This is a genomic window from Salmonella sp. NW722 (genome assembly GCF_051702785.1).
GTDB lineage: Bacteria > Pseudomonadota > Gammaproteobacteria > Enterobacterales > Enterobacteriaceae > Salmonella > Salmonella enterica.
In genome coordinates, this window is sequence record NZ_JAMMIN010000005.1 from 456,644 (window position 1) to 474,132 (window position 17,489).

Below are 17,489 nucleotides of genomic sequence, written 5' to 3' on the forward strand. Positions count from 1 at the left end.
AGTTATTATTATGATATAAGGAACAAATGCTGTTTTGCATTCTGGTTTCATTTTTTTGTGAATTCTTTCACAGAATACCCTTCTTTCAATGCTTAGGCTGGCGGTAGATTTTAGATCATTAAAACGCGTTATTTGCGTTTCGCCTTAATTTATTCAAGCATTAAGGAAGATTATATGCCGCAACAAAATTATCTGGATGAACTCACGCCTGGTTTTACGCCATTACTGGCAATAAAAGAGGCTTCACGTTGTTTATTATGTCACGATGCGCCCTGTAGTCAGGCTTGCCCGGCGCAAACCGATCCGGGGAAATTTATTCGTTCTATTTACTTTCGCAATTTTAAAGGCGCAGCGGAAACTATCCGGGAAAATAACGCGCTTGGCGCTGTCTGCGCCAGAGTCTGTCCGACGGAAAAATTATGCCAGCGCGGATGTACACGTTCCGGAATAGATAAACCTATTGATATTGCACGCCTGCAACGTTTTATTACCGATTTTGAACAGCAGACTGCCATGCAGATTTATCAGCCCGGGAGTAAAACACGCGGGAAAGTCGCGATTATTGGCGCGGGTCCGGCAGGTTTGCAGGCAAGCGTGACGCTCACGCATTTAGGCTATGACGTCACCATTTACGAAAAACAGCCGCAGCCCGGCGGATGGCTGCGTCACGGCATCCCGGCATTTCGTCTGCCGCAAAGCGTACTCGATCAGGAAATTGCCCGCATTGTAGAAATGGGCGTCAATATTAAATGTAATTGTGAGGTGGGCGGGTCGCTATCGCTTGCGCAACTCAAAGCCGAATATCGCGCCGTGCTGATGACCGTCGGGATGTCCTGTGGCTCTGATTTACCGTTATTTGAGCAAGCCAGTCACGTAGAGATTGCCGTTGATTTTTTACAGCGCGCCCGTCAGGCCGACGGCGATATTAGCGTTCCGCGTAGCGCATTAATTATTGGCGGCGGCGACGTAGCGATGGATGTCGCCAGTACGTTAAAAATTCTCGGCTGTCCTTCCGTCACCTGCGTGGCGCGGGAAGAATTAGCCCAATTCCCCGCCAGCGAAAAAGAATTTACCAGCACGCAGGCATTAGGCGTATCGATTATTGATGGTTTTACGCCTGTCGCCGTCAGCGGAAATAAAGTGACCTTCCACCATGTACGCCACTCAGGAGAACTGACGCTGGAAGCGGAAAATATTATTTTGGCCGTGGGGCAGCACGCGCGACTGGATAACTTTGCGGAGATAAAAGCGCAGCGTAATATTATCGACACGCATAATTATCAAACCGACGACCCGGTGATCTTTGCCGCTGGCGATATTGTTAAAGGTGATAAGACCGTCGTTTATGCGGTAAAAACCGGAAAAGAAGCCGCTCAGGCTATTCATCATTATTTAGAGGAGGCCTGCTCATGTTAACAAAAGATTTGTCTGTTACCTTTTGCGGCGTTAAGTTTCCCAATCCGTTTTGTCTTTCTTCTTCTCCGGTAGGCAACTGTTATGAGATGTGCGCCAAAGCCTATGATACCGGTTGGGGCGGGATCGTTTTTAAAACCATTGGTTTTTTTATTGCCAACGAAGTCTCTCCACGTTTTGACCACCTGACGAAAGAAGATACCGGTTTTATTGGTTTCAAAAACATGGAGCAAATTGCTGAGCATCCGCTGGAAGAGAATCTGGCCGCCATTCGACGGCTGAAACAGGATTATCCGGATAAGGTGCTGATTGCTTCCATCATGGGAGAAAATGAGCAGCAGTGGCAAGAACTGGCGCGTCTGGTTGAAGAAGCCGGCGCGGATATGATTGAGTGTAACTTCTCTTGCCCGCAGATGACCTCGCACGCCATGGGAAGCGATGTAGGGCAAAGCCCGGAGCTGGTTGAAAAATACTGCCGCGCCGTAAAACGCGGTTCATCTTTGCCAATGCTGGCGAAAATGACGCCGAATATTGGCGATATGTGCGAAGTCGCGCTGGCCGCCAAACGCGGTGGGGCCGACGGTATCGCCACCATCAACACCGTGAAATCCATTACTAACATCGACCTGAACCGCAAAATCGGGATGCCGGTGGTTAACGGTAAATCCAGTATCTCCGGTTATTCAGGAAAAGCGGTGAAACCCATTGCGCTGCGTTTTATCCAGCAGTTGCGAATGCACCCTGAACTGCGCGATTTCCCGATTAGCGGTATCGGCGGCATTGAAACCTGGGAAGACGCTGCCGAATTTCTGCTGCTGGGCGCGGCGACCCTACAGGTGACGACAGGCATTATGCAATACGGTTACCGCATTGTAGAAGATATGGCGAGCGGCCTCAGCCACTATCTGGCCGATCAGGGATTTGCCTCATTACAGGAGATGATCGGGCTGGCGAATGGCAATATTATCCCGGCGGAAGATCTGGATCGCAGCTATATCGTCTATCCGCGGATTAATCAGGAGAAATGCGTCGGCTGCGGACGTTGCTATATCTCCTGCTATGACGGCGGTCATCAGGCGATGGAGTGGGATGAACACAGCCGCACGCCGCATTGCAATACGGAAAAATGCGTCGGTTGTCTGCTGTGCGGTCATGTCTGCCCGGTCGCCTGTATTGATTTAGGCGAGGTCAAATTTAAAAAAGGCGAAAAAGAACACGCGTTAACGCTGTAACTCCCGGTATGAAGCCCGGCGCGCAGTTTCGCTGCGCCGGGTTATCTGATAAGCAAGGTAATACGTCTGGATAACTACTTCTTACGCGCGTATTTCAGCGAGTCCAGCGCCACGGCGAAAATGATAATGCCGCCTTTGATAATGTACTGCCAGTACGGGTTTACCCCGATATAGGTCAGGCCATAGTTGATGACGGTAAAGATAATGACGCCGGTCACCACGCCGAAGACCGTCCCCACTCCGCCGCTAAACGATACGCCCCCGACCACGCACGCGGCAATCGCATCCAGTTCATACATAAAGCCGAGGTTGTTGGTGGCAGAACCAATACGCCCTGCTTCCAGTAAGCCGCCGAAGGCATAAAACACGCCGGAGAGCGCATAAATCATCAGCAGGTTCAGCGCCACGTTTACGCCAGAAACTTTCGCCGCTTCCGGGTTGCCGCCAATAGCAAAAATGTTTTTACCAAAGCGGGTCTTATTCCACAGCACCCAGACAAACGCTACCGCAATCAGAGCGTAAAAGGTGATGTAGGAGAGCCGGAAACTGCCCATCGCCACAAAGCCCTGCGCAAAGGTGGAAAAGCCGCTGTCAAAGCCGGAAATGGGCGAAGCGCCGACAAAGTCATAGTAAAGGGAGTTGATCCCATAAACGATAATCATCGTGCCAAGCGTGGTAATAAACGGCGTCACGTTCAGGTAAGCAATGATGATGCCGTTCACCAGGCCAATCACCGCGCCAATCGCGCAGACAATCAGGATGACCAGCGCAATCGGCATGGTCGCCATTTCCGGAAACACTTTGTTGGCGTTTTCCATTGATTGCAGTAATGTTGCCGCCACGACCGCCGCCAGCCCTACCTGACGCCCCGCCGACAGGTCTGTCCCCTGGGTGACGATGAGTCCCGCCACGCCCAGCGCGATAATAATACGTACCGAAGATTGCGTCAGAATATTACTTAAATTCAGCAAACTTAAAAAAGTCGGGTCCTGGAAAATAATAATCGCCAGCAACACTAAAAGAACGACGTAAATTCCGCCCTCTTTCAGCCAGGTCAAAAAGCTTTTCTTGTTTAACGCACTCATAAGGAGCCCCTGATCTTAAAGGTGCAAAGAAGCAAGACGCAAAATTTCGTTTTGCGTTGTTGTTTTAGTATCGACAATGCCGGAAACGAGACCGTTACTCATCACCAGGATACGATCGGTAATCCCTAACAGCTCCGGCATTTCAGAAGAGATAATGATGATCCCCTTGCCTTTTTTCGCCAGTTCCGCAATAAGCTGATAAATTTCAAACTTTGCGCCGACATCAATGCCGCGGGTCGGTTCGTCCAGCATTAATATTTCCGGCTGCGTTAATAGCCAGCGACCAATGATCACCTTTTGCTGATTGCCGCCGGAAAGCGAACCAATTTGCGTGCGATGCCCCGGCGTTTTTACCCGCATGGAATCAATGACCCATTGGGTGTCGCTTTTCATCCGGGAATTATCCAGTAACCCCACTTTATTTTTATAATTACGGATATTCGAAATTAATGAGTTAAATCCGATATCCAGATAGGCGTAAATTCCGGTGGAACGACGCTCTTCCGTCACCAGCGCAAAACCGTGGTTAATCGCTTCGTTCGCAGTGTGATTATTAATTTTCTTGCCATGTAAAGTGATTGTCCCGGACGACTTCTCACGAATACCAAACAGCGTTTCGACGATATCGGTACGCTTTGCCCCAACCAGGCCGGCAATGCCCAGAATTTCGCCCTTGTGCAAATCAAAGGAGACATCGCGAATGGAAGGCTGGCGCAGCGAGGTCAGGTGACGGACCTCCAGAATCACGTCGCCCGGCTTATTTTCTTTATCCGGAAAGCGCTGGTTCAGGGAACGCCCGACCATCATCGCAATGATCTTATCCATATCCAGCCCTTCCAGCGGCTGGGTGGCAATCCACTGACCGTCGCGCAAAATAGTAATTTCATCGCACAATTGAAAAATTTCTTCCATTTTATGCGAGATATAAACAATTCCGCAGCCGCGTTCTTTCAGCTTGCGAATAATGGTGAACAGATGATTAACCTCTTTCTCAGTTAACGATGAGGTCGGTTCATCCATAATAACGATCTTAGCGTTATAGGAAAACGCCTTCGCAATTTCGATCATCTGCATTTGCGAAACGGATAACGTTCCTACGCGCGCGCGTGGGTCAATATCGATATCCAGTTCATCAAATATCGCTTTGGTATCCTGGTACATTTTATCCTGGTCGACAAACATACCTTTGGTGGGATAACGTCCCAGCCACATGTTATCCATGACCGAACGTTGTAATACCAGGTTTAACTCCTGGTGTACCATCGAAATCCCATTCTCCAGCGCTTCTTTCGCCGAATGGAAGTCCACTTCTTTTCCCTGAAATACAATGCTGCCGGAATCTTTTTGGTAAATACCGAAAAGACATTTTAATAATGTTGATTTGCCTGCGCCGTTTTCGCCCATTAATGCATGAATAGAGTGCGGACGAACGTTTAAGTTGACATTATCAAGCGCTTTCACGCCGGGAAATGATTTGTTAATGCCACGCATTTCCAACAAATATTCACCCGACGACGGAGAGATCGTGCTGCCCATAATGATACCCTGTCGGCCTTTTTAATTATGACTATCCGCGCCGGATGGCAAAAGAAATACGTTATCCGGTCTGCGGCGCGTCACCCTTCCACGGTTTCAGGGCGCAACAAAATTGCGCCCACAGACGGAAAAGTTATTTTTGGGTAAATTCGCTCAGATTGTCTTTGTCCACGCCGACATAAGGCACGCGCACGATTTTGTTCTCAATCTTCCAGTTGGTGCCGTCAGCCGCGCCCTTGCCTTCGGCGAGGTTTTTCGCCAGATCGAATGTCGCTTTCGCCTGATTGTTGGCGTCATTCAGTACCGTACCGGCCATCGCGCCCGATTTCACCAGCGCCAGAGCTTCCGGTAACGCATCGACGCCAAAGACCGGAATCGACGATTTATTATGCGCTTTCAGCGCCTCTACCGCGCCCATCGCCATCGCATCGTTATTCGCGATAACCACTTCAATCTTGTTAGCGTTCGGGCCAGACAGCCAGGCATCCATCTTATCTTTTGCCTGCGCGGTATCCCACATGGCGGTGTCTAACGCCAGTTGCTCGGTCTGAATACCTTTATCATTTAATTCTTTCACCACATACGTCGTACGGGCTTCAGCATCCGGGTGCCCCGGCTCGCCTTTCAGCAGAACATACTGAATTTTACCGTCTTTATTCAGATCCCAACCCTGATTCGCCTGCCAGTGTTTGGCAATCAAGTCGCCCTGAATCACACCGGATTCTTTAGAGTCAGTCCCGACATAATACGCCTTGTCATAGCTGTCCAGCGCTTTGCGGGAAGGCTCTTTGTTAAAGAACACCACCGGCACATTTTGCCCGCGCGCTTTCTCAATCACCGTACCGGCGGCTGCCGGGTCGACCAGGTTAATCGCCAGAGCTTTAACCCCTTTCGCTAATAAAACGTCAATTTGATCATTCTGTTTAGATTGATCGTTTTGCGAGTCATTCATCAGTAGCTGAACATCCGGCGCGGATTTGCCATCTTTTTCAATAGCCTTACGCACCACGGACATAAAGTTATCGTCATATTTATAAATCGTCACGCCAATACGAGTATCAGCCGCGTGCGCGTGCGCGCCGAATAACAGACTTGCCATCACGGCAGAAAGGGTCAGTACCTTCTTATTCATGGTAGCTCCGGTTTTATTATGTAGGGTATAGCGTAAAAAAATGCCCGGCTGTTCAGCACGTTAACGCGTGTTACTGAACGCCGAAGCGTATTTAGAGCCTATCCCACCAGGCGTTATTGGCGCAGCCAGTTTGGACACGGACAGCGCGCAAAAACCGGAGCGTACACGTAGTACGTGAGGTTTGACTCGCTACGCTCGCCCTTCGGGCCGCCGCAAGCGGCGTTCAAAACGCTAACGCGTTTTGGCGAGCACTGCCCAGGTCCAAAATGGCAAGTAAAATAGCCCTAATGGGATAAGCTCTTATTCAACTCTTTATTTTTGTCCGGTAGTCGCGGGATATTGTGATAACGGTTTTTATAAGCGAAATACCCCAGCAAAACTGACAACTAACTGTTACACGTTAGTTACAGTGCGACAAACGTTGTCATCATAGCTATCACAATGTTAATAAACTGTGAATTTACTCACAGATTGAAAACGGTTACATGCGGGGCGTAATCAGTTAGTGATCAGTACCGCATTCTGTCGCCATGCCACCGAATGGCGCCGTACCAGGGTCGGCATGAAGCAGTGCGTCGCCGTGATATCCAGCGTACCTGCAGCCCCCTGTAACGCCAGCTCGGTCGCGATTTTCGCCATAGAAGCAATAGGATAGCGCACGGTAGTCAACTGAGGATCGGTATAACGAGCAATAGGGATATCGTCGAAACCGATGACAGACAGATGCAAGGGAATGGCGATGCCGTTATCTTTTAACGCCGTCAGCGCGCCCGCCGCCATGTTATCGTTATAGGCAAATACCGCCGTCAGTTGCAGATTGCGTCCCAGCAACTCAACCATTGCCGACTCGCCGCCCTGCATATCCGGCGTGCCGGTGCCTATCCAGCTCTCCGACGCAGCAATCCCCTGCTCTTGCAGCGCGTGTAACCACCCTTCTCTGCGCATCGCGTCATCTTCAATACGGTGGCTGGAGGCCAGGTAGCCGATGCGTTGATGTCCATTATTCAGCAACATTCGGGTCGCCATTCTGGCGCCGCTCACATTGTCGAGACAAACACAACGATGCGCATAACCCGGCACGATACGGTTAATCAGCACCATACCGGGGATCTGATCCATAAAGTCGCTCAGCTCGCGATCGGTTAAGGCTTTTGAGTGAACAATCAATGCGTTACAACGCTGACGGATCAAGACTTCAATCGCATGGCGCTCTTTTTCCGCCTCATGATAACTGTTGCCAATGAGAACATATTTCTGGTGCTGCTGCGCGACCAGATCTACGGCTTTCACCAGAGCGCCGAAAAAGGCATCGGAAACATCCATGACCACGACGCCGATGGTGTCGCTCACCTGAGTGGCCAGCGCTTGCGCATTCGCATTTGGCCGATATCCCAGCAGGGTGACGGCCTGCATAACGGCGTCACGGGTGTCGGGACTGACCAACGCGCTGTTATTCAGTACGCGGGAAACGGTCGCTACAGACACGCCAGCCTGGCGCGCTACATCACGAATGGTGATCATATTCACTGCCCTGTTTGAGTTCAAAAATGCTCACAAATGCCCCGTTAGCAGGCGGCTATTTTGTCAGCACCCTGCCCAGGGCTGCGTGAGAAACATCACAGGGATGGAAACGGTTACAGCCATTTTGTTAATGAATGTGATCCAGATCGTTATCTGAGCGATCCTGACGCGCGCAACGTGAGTTGACGCCATAACCACTCGACCGGTCCCTGTCGCCAGAAACGTAGCCAGATGACGGAAAAGAGAAGGTTTATTGCCCATACCGGAACGACAAAGAACAAGAGTTCCAGTCGATTGAATTTCATAAATAAGCCAAACTGATAAAACAGCGTGGTACAGATGATCGTCTGCAGCAGATAATTGGTCAGCGCCATTCGCCCTACGCAGGCAATGGCAAGCGTCAGTCTGCATCGGCTAAGCTGCGGCCAGAAGCCAAACATCAGCGCGGCATAGCCCAGCGTTTGCAACGGCGCGCTCAGTTCGCGCGGCGCCTGCAATAAGAAGGCGCACCAGCGGTACGCCCAGTCCAGCCGCCATTGTAAAATGACCGCAGGCAGGTTGATCATTAGCCCTAACGCCACCAGCAGAACCCCGGTACGGCGATAGTGCCGCAGACTGTACTGACCTTTCAGCCAGCCGCTACGCATTAGCGCGGCGCCCAGCAGCATCATACCTGCCAGTTGCCAGCCATACTGCGCGCCGAGCGCCAGTAAACTATTCGACAGCATCTCTGCCCGGTTGCTGATAGCCTCCATGCCGCCGTTCAGCTTCCAGTATTTTTCATACAATATTGCCGACGCATCCGGCGTCCAGGCGCGGCTGGTTTCGCTACTCGATACCACGCCCAGCAGCAGTAGCACGCCAATCCCGACCAGATAAAGGAGTATGCCGGTATTGAACAGGCTTTTTACCGAAGGCGCGTCGCGTACCAGTCGCCAGCAAATTAACCCGACCAGACCGTAGGCCAGCAGAATGTCGCCGTCCCAAAAGAATAACGCATGGATAAAACCTAACAGTACCAATAGCGTTAAGCGCGACTGAATCCACTGTTTACCACGCGGAAGCAGCATTTGTAGCCCCGCGCCAAACAACAACGCGAACAGCGTAAGAAACTTAGCCTGCGCCACAATATCGAGAATCGCCCAGGACCAGGCGTCTTCGGGAACGATCGCGCCGTACCAGGCGGGATTGAGATAAGCCGCCTTCGGCAATCCAAAGGCGCTAATGTTAAGAAGCAGGATACCGAGGATAGCGACGCCACGTACAAAATCCAGCGTGACATTACGCTCCATCGTCTCCGCCTTAATCATGGATGATGGCGAACGGCACGCAGAAACTCCTGGCGCGTATTCTGGCTGGACTTAAACAATCCGCCCAGCGACGTCGTCGTCGTGGCGCTGGTTGCGTCACGAATACCGCGCGCTTTCACGCAGTAATGCACCGCATCAATCGATACCGCTACATTATTGGTGCCGAGCAAGGTTTGCAGCGCCGTCAGAATTTGTTGGGTCAAACGTTCCTGAACCTGCGGACGCTGGGCGAAGAATTGCACGATGCGGTTAATTTTCGACAGGCCGATCACGGAATCTTTGGGGATATACGCGACGGTCGCTTTGCCATCAATGGTCACGAAGTGATGTTCACAGGTGCTGGTCAGCGTGATATCGCGGACGGTGACCATTTCATCCACCTTCATTTTATTTTCAATGAGGGTAATTTTCGGGAAATTGGCATAGTCGAGGCCGGCGAAAATCTCGTCAACGTACATCTTAGCGATACGATGCGGCGTTTCCATCAGACTGTCATCGCTCAAATCGAGATTCAGCAACTGCATAATCTCAGTCATATGCCCTGCGATAAGGCTTTTTCGCGTTTCATTATCCAGTTCATCCATAGGCGGGCGCAGCGGCGTTTCCAGCCCCCGGGCAACCAGCGCGTCATGAACCAGGGCCGCTTCTTTACTGAGTGATGGCATTAATCGTGTTCTCCTGCAGGTGTGGCGCCTCTGCCCTGCATGGGGCAAAGTTTGTCAATATTGTGACAGTGTGATTATTGTGCGTGAGGTAGCGCACATAATCCAGTATTCACGCCCATAATTGTTGAAATTGTCGCTGCCTTTCATGACATCTTTTCCGGTGCGAGAATGCTGGCAGGACAAAGGGCATATTTGTTAACGCAACGTTATTTAAATGATGAAGCATGTTTATGTATTACGGAAGTGAAAGTTACTCACAACGCGGTGAATAATCTGTATTATGAAGAATCTGCATACCTTATCAGGTTCACTATAAAAGGAGCCCCCGCATGGAAATGCTCGAAGAGCACCGATGTTTTGGCGGCTGGCAGCAGCGCTGGCGTCATCATGCCGCCACGCTAAACTGCGCCATGACATTCAGCATTTTTCTTCCGCCGACTCAGGATAATGAACCGCCTCCGGTACTGTACTGGTTGTCCGGGTTGACCTGCAATGATGAGAATTTTACCACCAAAGCAGGCGCGCAGCGTATCGCAGCAGCACTGGGCATTGTATTGGTGATGCCGGATACCAGTCCACGCGGTGAACAGGTCGCCGACGATAGCGGATACGATTTAGGCCACGGCGCCGGGTTTTATCTCAATGCCACACAGCCGCCCTGGGCCAGCCATTATCGCATGTACGATTACCTGCGCGATGAGCTTCCGGCGCTTATCCAGACACAGTTTAACGTCAGCGACCGTTGCGCCATCAGCGGGCACTCGATGGGCGGCCACGGCGCGTTAATCATGGCGCTGAAAAATCCGGGCAAATATACCAGCGTCTCTGCTTTTGCGCCCATCGTCAACCCCAGCCGCGTGCCGTGGGGAATCAAAGCGCTTACCGCTTATCTCGGCGAAGATGAATCAGCCTGGACTGAGTGGGATAGCTGCGAATTAATGCTGGCCAGCCAGCCGCAGGACGCCATTCCTGTGCTCATCGATCAGGGCGACAGCGATCAGTTCCTCGCCGATCAGCTTCAGCCCGCCGTACTGGCGGAAGCCGCGCGGCAAACCGCCTGGCCGATGACGCTACGAATCCAGCCTGGCTACGATCATAGCTATTATTTTATTGCGTCCTTCATCGAGGACCATCTGCGCTTTCATGCCCGGTATTTACGGGACGAGCGTGAGACGTCACCAACATAATGAATTTTCCAGCGCCGCGCTGTAATTCACCTCCTCCGACTGCGGCGCGGAAGATTTATTATTTAAATCCGCGGCCTGCTGGCGTACCTGAAGGCGGCCGCTGCCCTCTCCGCCTTCATAACTTTCGTGAAAATTACGCAGCTCGGATTCAAACAGCACCGCATCGAGGTTATGCAACTTATCCAGCGCCCGCAGGAGAGAAATTAACGTATCAAGATTGAGCCCTCCCCCCTTCTCGATACGCTTGATGGTAGCGATGCCAACGTGCGCGCGATCGGCAAGCTGCTGCTGGGTCATCGAAAGAGACAGACGCGTCTCCTTTAAGCGGGCGCACAACGACAGGATAATCTCGTCGTTATTCATCGTATTGTATTTCACGCTGTTACCCTCTCTTGCGCGGCTGAATTTTCCCCAGCGAACCATGATACGTTTCACGGTATTTAGCGCTCATGTCTTTACCGGTCTCGTACATCGCAGCAATGATCTCATCGAGCGAAATACAGGGTTCGCTTACGCGACTCATCGCCATCGTCGCTGCGTTTATCGCTTTCACGGCAGAGATGGCGTTTCTCTCTATGCAGGGAATTTGTACCTGCCCGCCCAGCGGATCGCAGGTCAATCCCAGATGATGTTCCATGGCAATTTCAGCGGCGCTCAGCGTTTGCTCCACGGATGCGCCCATCAGTTCAGCCAGGCCCGCCGCCGCCATTGAGCACGCCACGCCGACTTCCCCCTGACAGCCAACTTCAGATCCCAGAATAGAGGCGTTTTGTTTAAACAATATCGCGATAGCGGCGGCGGTCAGGAAGAAACGGGTCAGAGCACCGGGCTCCAGCGGCGTGACAAATTTATCATACCAGCAGAGCGCTGCCGGAATGATGCCGCACGCACCATTGGTTGGCGCGGTAACAATCTGTCCGCCGCTGGCATTTTCTTCGCTTACCGCAATCGCGAAGGCATTGACCCAATTCAGCGCGGTGAAAAAATCGCTGGCGGAACGGTTCGCCTGTAACGTCTTATGTAACGCACAGGCGCGCCGCGGTACCTGATAGGGACCGGGTAATACCCCCTCAGTATGCAGGCCGCGATAAACCGCCTGCTGCATCACGTCCCATATTTGCGCCAGATAATTCTGCAACGTCTGTGGCGAGTGGCGGCACAGCTCATTTTTCATCATCAGCGCCGCCACGGACAGGCCATTACGTCGACACAGCGCCAGCAACTGCGCGGCATGACTAAATTCAAAGGGCGACACTGTACGCAAAGGAAGCGATGGCGTCAGCGGCTCGCCATGTTTGCGAACTTGTCCGGCGCCGGTCGAAAACCAGGTCTCTTCATACACCGTGAAATAATCATCTCTGGCGCGAAACGTCATGGCATAAGGATGGCCTGGATGCGCCTGGTGATTGGCGATAATCTTGACTTTTATCGTGATTCCGCCCGCGTCGGAGAGCGGGAGTTCGATTTTGTTTTCATTTTCCGCACGCTTAATCACCGTCATATGCGAACGGAGATCGACATTCTCCGGCTGGCAACCCAGCAGCCCAAGATACAGGGCGGTATCCACATTGTGGCACTTGCGGCTTAACGATAACGCGCCATACAGCTCGATTTCAATTTCCCGAATTAGCGGCAACGTCTCTTGTTCTCTGAGCAATGAAATAAAGTGACAGGCGGCGCGCATCGGCCCTACGGTACGTGAGCTGGATGGACCTATTACTATTTTGAATATATCAAGGCAACTCTCCATCGTTATATCAATCCTTTCAGTCTCATTCGCGTTCAGTAATAAATAACATCCTCGCACAGTTGGCATATCAAAAGTGATACCTTTTGTGTCTGAACTTTACCTGGTATCAAAAACAACGCTTTTTTAGCCCTTTTCTGGCTGTGATATCTGTGATAGCACGAGATTCCACGCCGCAAAAGAGCCATTATAATACCCGTAAATTAAGGGAGTTATCATATGAGCATTATTTATTTTATTACTACACAGGATATCGATACGTTTCAGAAAAAATTACAGGAAACGTTATTTAATGCCGTCACCATGCCGTTTCCGCTATTATTTGATAAACGTTATGCCGCGCTTATCAATACCGTTTATTTAAAGCTTACGCTGCCAGCGGAATGTCTGACGCCTGAATTTTATCGCTATTTACGCGAACTCTCATTGCAATGGCAGTTTGATTTTTTTATTAAGCCGCAGCCACTGCCTGCTAACGGTATTATCGTGTTTGATATGGACTCGACATTTATTGCGGAAGAAGGCGTGGATGAAATTGCCCGCGAGCTTGGCATGTCGACGCAAATCACCGCCATTACCCAACAGGCGATGGAGGGCAAGCTTGATTTTAACGCCAGTTTTACCCGACGTATCGGAATGTTGAAAGGCACACCGAAAGCAGTGCTGAACGCCGTATGCGATCGCATGACCCTTTCGCCAGGCCTGTTAACTATTCTGCCAGTCATCAAGGCCAAAGGATTTAAAACCGCGATTATCTCCGGGGGACTGGATATATTCACCCAGCGTCTAAAAGCGCGATATCAACTGGATTATGCCTTTTCGAATACGGTTGAAATACGCGATAACGTTCTGACGGATAACATTACCTTACCGATTATGAACGCCGCAAACAAAAAACAGACGCTGGTTGACCTGGCTGCCCGGTTAAATATTGCCACGGAGAATATTATTGCCTGCGGCGATGGCGCCAACGATCTGCCGATGTTAGAACATGCTGGCACCGGTATTGCCTGGAAAGCGAAGCCGGTTGTACGGGAAAAAATCCACCATCAGATTAATTATCACGGTTTCGAATTGCTTCTTTTTCTTATTGAAGATGAATTATAACGCGACTCACCTCGCCGGAAGGGAATTTTAAAATGAGTATAAAAACATTTATTTTCAGCCAGCCCGATAAGCCGATTGTAAAAGAGAAAAAAGAGATAGACCAGACCTATAAAAAATTTCGTTTTGAGATTATCGCCTCGGTCTTTATCTCTTATGCCGTCTTTTATCTTACCCGTAAAAACTTCTCCGCCGCGATGCCGGCCATGCTGACGGAAACGTCGCTGACCGCAGAAGACTTCGCCATTATGTCTTCTATTTTTTACATTCTTTATGGCGCGATGAAGTTTGTCGGCGGGATGCTGGTCGATAAAATTAACCCGAAAGCCATGACCGGCCCGGTGCTGATTGGCGTGGGGATTGTAAATATTCTGTTCGGCTTTTCCGACAGCGTGGCGGCATTCTACGTGCTGTACAGTCTCAACGCGATCTTACAGGGCACCAGCTTTCCGCCGATGGCGAAAATTATGGCCTCGTGGTTTTCGAAAAACGAACGGGGACGCTGGTGGGCTATCGTTGAAGCGGCGCACAATATCGGCGGCAGCCTCGCGCCGCTGCTGACCAGTTTTGCTATCGCCTTTAGCGGTAGCTGGAAAATGGGATTTTATGTTCCCGGCGCCATTTCGCTGCTGATGGGGATAGTGGCGCTATTTACCATTAAAGATCGTCCCGGTACGTTAGGTTTGCCCAACGTGGGGCAGTGGCGTAACGACCCGACGGAACTGGCCCAGGTCAAGGCCAGCCCGGTCAACCTGAGCTTCTGGCAGATTTTTGTGAAATATATCCTGACCAATCCACTGGTATGGATCATTATTATCGGCGATATGTCGGTTTATATTGCGCGCACTATTCTTAACGACTGGCCGCAGATTTACTATTCGCAAGTTCACGGCTGGAGCCTGATAAAAGCGAACTCGATTATTTCCTGGTTTGAGGCGGGCGGACTGGCGGGCGGGTTGCTGGCAGGCTACTTGTCTGACTTTATGTTCAAAAGTAACCGCTGGATGACCGGATTAATCTTCGCGTTAGCGCTGTGCATATGCATCGTGCTGGTGCCGCTGGTTCAGGATACCTCTTACACCCTCACCGCGATTCTGTTCACCATCATGGGCTTCGCCTTATACGGACCGCATATGCTTTTTGCCGTCGGCTGTCTGGATGTGACCCATAAGGATGCGGCGGGATCGATTACCGGCTTTCGGGGATTGTTCAGCTATGTCGGCGCGGCAATGGCCGGTGTGCCGGTAATTATGGTGAAAAATAGCTGGGCGTGGTCGGGCGTTTATATCTATGCGGTGATCGCCATTCTGCTAACGACTCTGTCGCTGGCGCTGCTCTCCAGGCTGCATCGGTTATAACATTCTGGCGACAGCGGCAAAACGCAGCTGTCGCCAGTCTCTGTCAGAAACGGTAATCCACCGCCATAAAGTAACGACGTCCGTCTTCGGTATAACCGTAGTCGTCGCGTTTGAGATCTTTATCGCCCACGTTCAGAACGCCCGCACGCAGTTTAACGTTTTTCGTCGCCTGCCATGCCGCGCCGGTATCCCAGACCACGTACCCGCCCGGCGTTTTCGCCGTTGCGCTGTCGGCCCGCTTACGCCCGGTATAATTCCCTGATACGTAGAATGACCAGTCTTCGAGCTGCGCCGGTTTCCAGTCCAGCGTACCGTTCGCGGTGTGGAACGGCAGATCGGAAAGCGGCTTGTTCCCGCCATTACTGACGTCGCGTCCGTCGTTATAGGTGTAATTCAACGACAGTTTCCACGCCTCGTTAAACGGAACTTTCAACTCGGTTTCCACGCCCTGAATACGCGCTTTATTCACGTTGTAATAACGGAAGACCGGAACGCGCTGTCCCCGACTGTTGGTTTCGAAACCGACAAAGTTGGAATAGCCGGGCGCGGCGTTAACGTCAGGGGTACGGCTAATGCTGATGCGATTGTCCACATCGTTACGGAACGTGGTAACGCTCGCTTCCACACCCTCCAGTATGCCTTCTTCGCCCCGGTAATAAAGGCCGAGCTCCCAGCTTTCACTGGTTTCAGGTTTCAGATCCGGGCTACCGATAATGCGGCATCCGCCACGGCAGGAGTTGGTCGCCCAGTCCGGACTTAATTGCAATAGCGACGGCGCTTTAAAGGCCGTGGCCCACCCACCTTTCACCGTCAGGGTATCCGTTGCGTTATAGACCAGATAAGCACGCGGGCTCCAGTGATCGCCATAGGTTTCATGGTCATCCATACGAATACCGGTGGTCAGCGCCAGCGGTTCGAAGATGCGCCACTCATCTTCAAGGAACAGAGCATACTGGCTGGCGGAGGTTTTAGTACTGGAACCGCCGGTCAGGTTCACCGCATCGCTCAGTTTATCGTGACGCCATTCGCCGCCGAAGGTGAGGAACTGGTTGACAGACGCTAACGGCAGAACGTATTTCCCGTCAATCGAATTGCTTTCTGACGTGATAGGGCTACTGTTGCCGGGGTTTTTGTTTTCCACTTTTTCGCCGTAGAATTTGAGCTCACTATTGCCGAGATCCCAACGTCCGTTATGGCTCAACGCATAGTTTTGTCGTTCCAGACGGTTTTTATCCAGCGAGTCGGAGTCCCGGTCCTGGCGATCAAAACCGTAGCCTGCGGTAACGTCATGATTTTCGTTTGGTGTCCAGGCAAACTCGACGTTTCCATCCCGGCTGGTAAATCCTTCAATGCGCGGCGTTTCACCCGTAGCGGTGGTGGCGGAACTCTGCTGCTCGTCTTTTTCGCGTTTCGCCAGGCTACCGTAGGCTTTCATTCCCAGCACGCCGTCGATCAGCGGACCGCTGGTAAAGAACTGACCGTTATAGGTATCGCCACGGTCGCGATGTTCCTGAATAGTGGAGTCAACCGTGACGCTGCCGTGCCATTTCTGACCAATTTTTTTGGTGATAATGTTGACCACGCCGCCCAGCGCATCGGAGCCATACAGCGAGGACATGGGGCCACGCACCACTTCAATGCGTTCGATAGCGTCAACCGGTATCCAGTTCAGATCAAAATCATTATGGCGGAAGACCGCGTTACGGGAGTTAACGCGCTTACCGTCGATCAGGATCAGCGTATAACTGCTGTCCAGACCACGAATACTCACACCTTTACGGTTATCCCCTTCGTTAGTGAGCTGTACGCCCGGCACCTCTTTCAGGACATCTTTCAGGTTTTGCACGGGCCTGCGCTGTAAATCTTGCTGGGTAATGACGCTGATACTTGCTGGCGCATCTTTCAGATTTTGTTCGATGGCGGACGCGGTAACGACCATAGTTTCACCATCATCCGTTGCCGCGGCAACCGGCCAGGCCAACGTAACTGCGGACATACAAAGCCCTACCCGAACGAAAGGGTTAAACCTAAACATTCCATTTCTCCATGAGGTAAATACGACAAAAAAAATCGGTTATCGCTCACAACGCATTACGTTTCGCCTGCGATAACGGTTATCACGGCGAACTCTTTTTATGCAGGCGAGTCGGGCTCATGAGTGACGGTCGCGCCCGAATCTTCATCCTTTCTGATTTCGAT

General features: G+C 51.4%; 14 protein-coding genes. 5 read left to right on the top strand and 9 right to left on the bottom strand.

Annotated elements, in window-relative coordinates:
• Positions 1-174: 174 nt before the first annotated feature.
• Positions 175-1,416 carry an NAD(P)-dependent oxidoreductase gene (locus tag NA330_RS15300; protein ID WP_023242163.1) on the top strand — a complete coding sequence of 414 codons (1,242 nt, stop codon included), beginning with the start codon at positions 175-177 and terminating at the stop codon, positions 1,414-1,416.
• A complete protein-coding gene (preA, locus tag NA330_RS15305) occupies positions 1,410-2,645 on the top strand; it encodes an NAD-dependent dihydropyrimidine dehydrogenase subunit PreA (RefSeq protein ID WP_000956095.1) in 1,236 nt (411 codons plus the stop codon). Before NA330_RS15300 ends, preA begins: the two co-directional genes overlap by 7 nt.
• A gap of 74 nt (positions 2,646-2,719) precedes the next feature.
• Here preA and mglC read toward each other — a convergent pair whose 3' ends face one another.
• The 6 genes from mglC to folE all read right to left on the bottom strand — a co-directional run bounded on the left by mglC (position 2,720) and on the right by folE (position 9,894).
• On the bottom strand, positions 2,720-3,730 hold the full coding sequence (gene mglC / locus NA330_RS15310) for a galactose/methyl galactoside ABC transporter permease MglC (RefSeq protein WP_001275101.1): 1,011 nt from the start codon (positions 3,728-3,730) through the stop codon (positions 2,720-2,722).
• A gap of 15 nt (positions 3,731-3,745) precedes the next feature.
• Positions 3,746-5,266, bottom strand: coding sequence for a galactose/methyl galactoside ABC transporter ATP-binding protein MglA (gene mglA, locus NA330_RS15315; RefSeq protein WP_000535913.1), 1,521 nt, complete (start codon positions 5,264-5,266; stop codon positions 3,746-3,748).
• Between the two features lie 133 nt (positions 5,267-5,399).
• Positions 5,400-6,398, bottom strand: a complete 999-nt coding sequence (gene mglB, locus NA330_RS15320) for a galactose/glucose ABC transporter substrate-binding protein MglB (RefSeq protein WP_001036942.1) — start codon at positions 6,396-6,398, stop codon at positions 5,400-5,402.
• Between the two features lie 498 nt (positions 6,399-6,896).
• The gene (gene galS, locus NA330_RS15325; protein WP_000628631.1) at positions 6,897-7,919 is read right to left on the bottom strand and encodes an HTH-type transcriptional regulator GalS; all 1,023 of its coding nucleotides are present in this window, start codon (positions 7,917-7,919) and stop codon (positions 6,897-6,899) included.
• A 149-nt stretch (positions 7,920-8,068) separates the two neighbouring features.
• On the bottom strand, positions 8,069-9,211 hold the full coding sequence (gene yeiB, locus NA330_RS15330) for a DUF418 domain-containing protein YeiB (RefSeq protein WP_001518079.1): 1,143 nt from the start codon (positions 9,209-9,211) through the stop codon (positions 8,069-8,071).
• A 14-nt stretch (positions 9,212-9,225) separates the two neighbouring features.
• Positions 9,226-9,894: a GTP cyclohydrolase I FolE gene (folE, locus tag NA330_RS15335; protein ID WP_001139611.1), complete on the bottom strand. Its 669-nt coding sequence runs from the start codon at positions 9,892-9,894 to the stop codon at positions 9,226-9,228.
• Positions 9,895-10,223: 329 nt separating this feature from the next.
• Here folE and fghA point away from each other — a divergent pair, with 329 nt between their 5' ends.
• On the top strand, positions 10,224-11,081 hold the full coding sequence (gene fghA / locus NA330_RS15340) for an S-formylglutathione hydrolase (RefSeq protein WP_023242162.1): 858 nt from the start codon (positions 10,224-10,226) through the stop codon (positions 11,079-11,081).
• Here fghA and NA330_RS15345 read toward each other — a convergent pair.
• Together NA330_RS15345 and NA330_RS15350 are read right to left on the bottom strand one after the other, a co-directional pair.
• Entirely contained in the window at positions 11,070-11,459 is a 390-nt protein-coding gene (locus tag NA330_RS15345) for a helix-turn-helix domain-containing protein (protein WP_000876817.1), read from the bottom strand. The two genes, fghA and NA330_RS15345, sit on opposite strands and share 12 nt — an antisense overlap.
• 4 nt (positions 11,460-11,463) lie before the next feature.
• Positions 11,464-12,831: an L-serine ammonia-lyase gene (locus tag NA330_RS15350; protein ID WP_052894971.1), complete on the bottom strand. Its 1,368-nt coding sequence runs from the start codon at positions 12,829-12,831 to the stop codon at positions 11,464-11,466.
• Positions 12,832-13,047: 216 nt separating this feature from the next.
• On the opposite strand from NA330_RS15350, the gene serB reads away from it, so the two are divergent.
• Positions 13,048-13,935, top strand: coding sequence for a phosphoserine phosphatase SerB (serB, locus tag NA330_RS15355; RefSeq protein ID WP_000022917.1), 888 nt, complete (start codon positions 13,048-13,050; stop codon positions 13,933-13,935).
• 32 nt (positions 13,936-13,967) lie between these two features.
• Positions 13,968-15,290, top strand: a complete 1,323-nt coding sequence (locus NA330_RS15360; RefSeq protein WP_000023807.1) for an MFS transporter — start codon at positions 13,968-13,970, stop codon at positions 15,288-15,290.
• 43 nt (positions 15,291-15,333) lie between these two features.
• Here the strand turns inward: NA330_RS15360 and cirA are convergent, their stop codons facing one another.
• Positions 15,334-17,325 carry a catecholate siderophore receptor CirA gene (gene cirA, locus NA330_RS15365; RefSeq protein ID WP_000488251.1) on the bottom strand — a complete coding sequence of 664 codons (1,992 nt, stop codon included), beginning with the start codon at positions 17,323-17,325 and terminating at the stop codon, positions 15,334-15,336.
• Positions 17,326-17,489 lie beyond the last annotated feature (164 nt).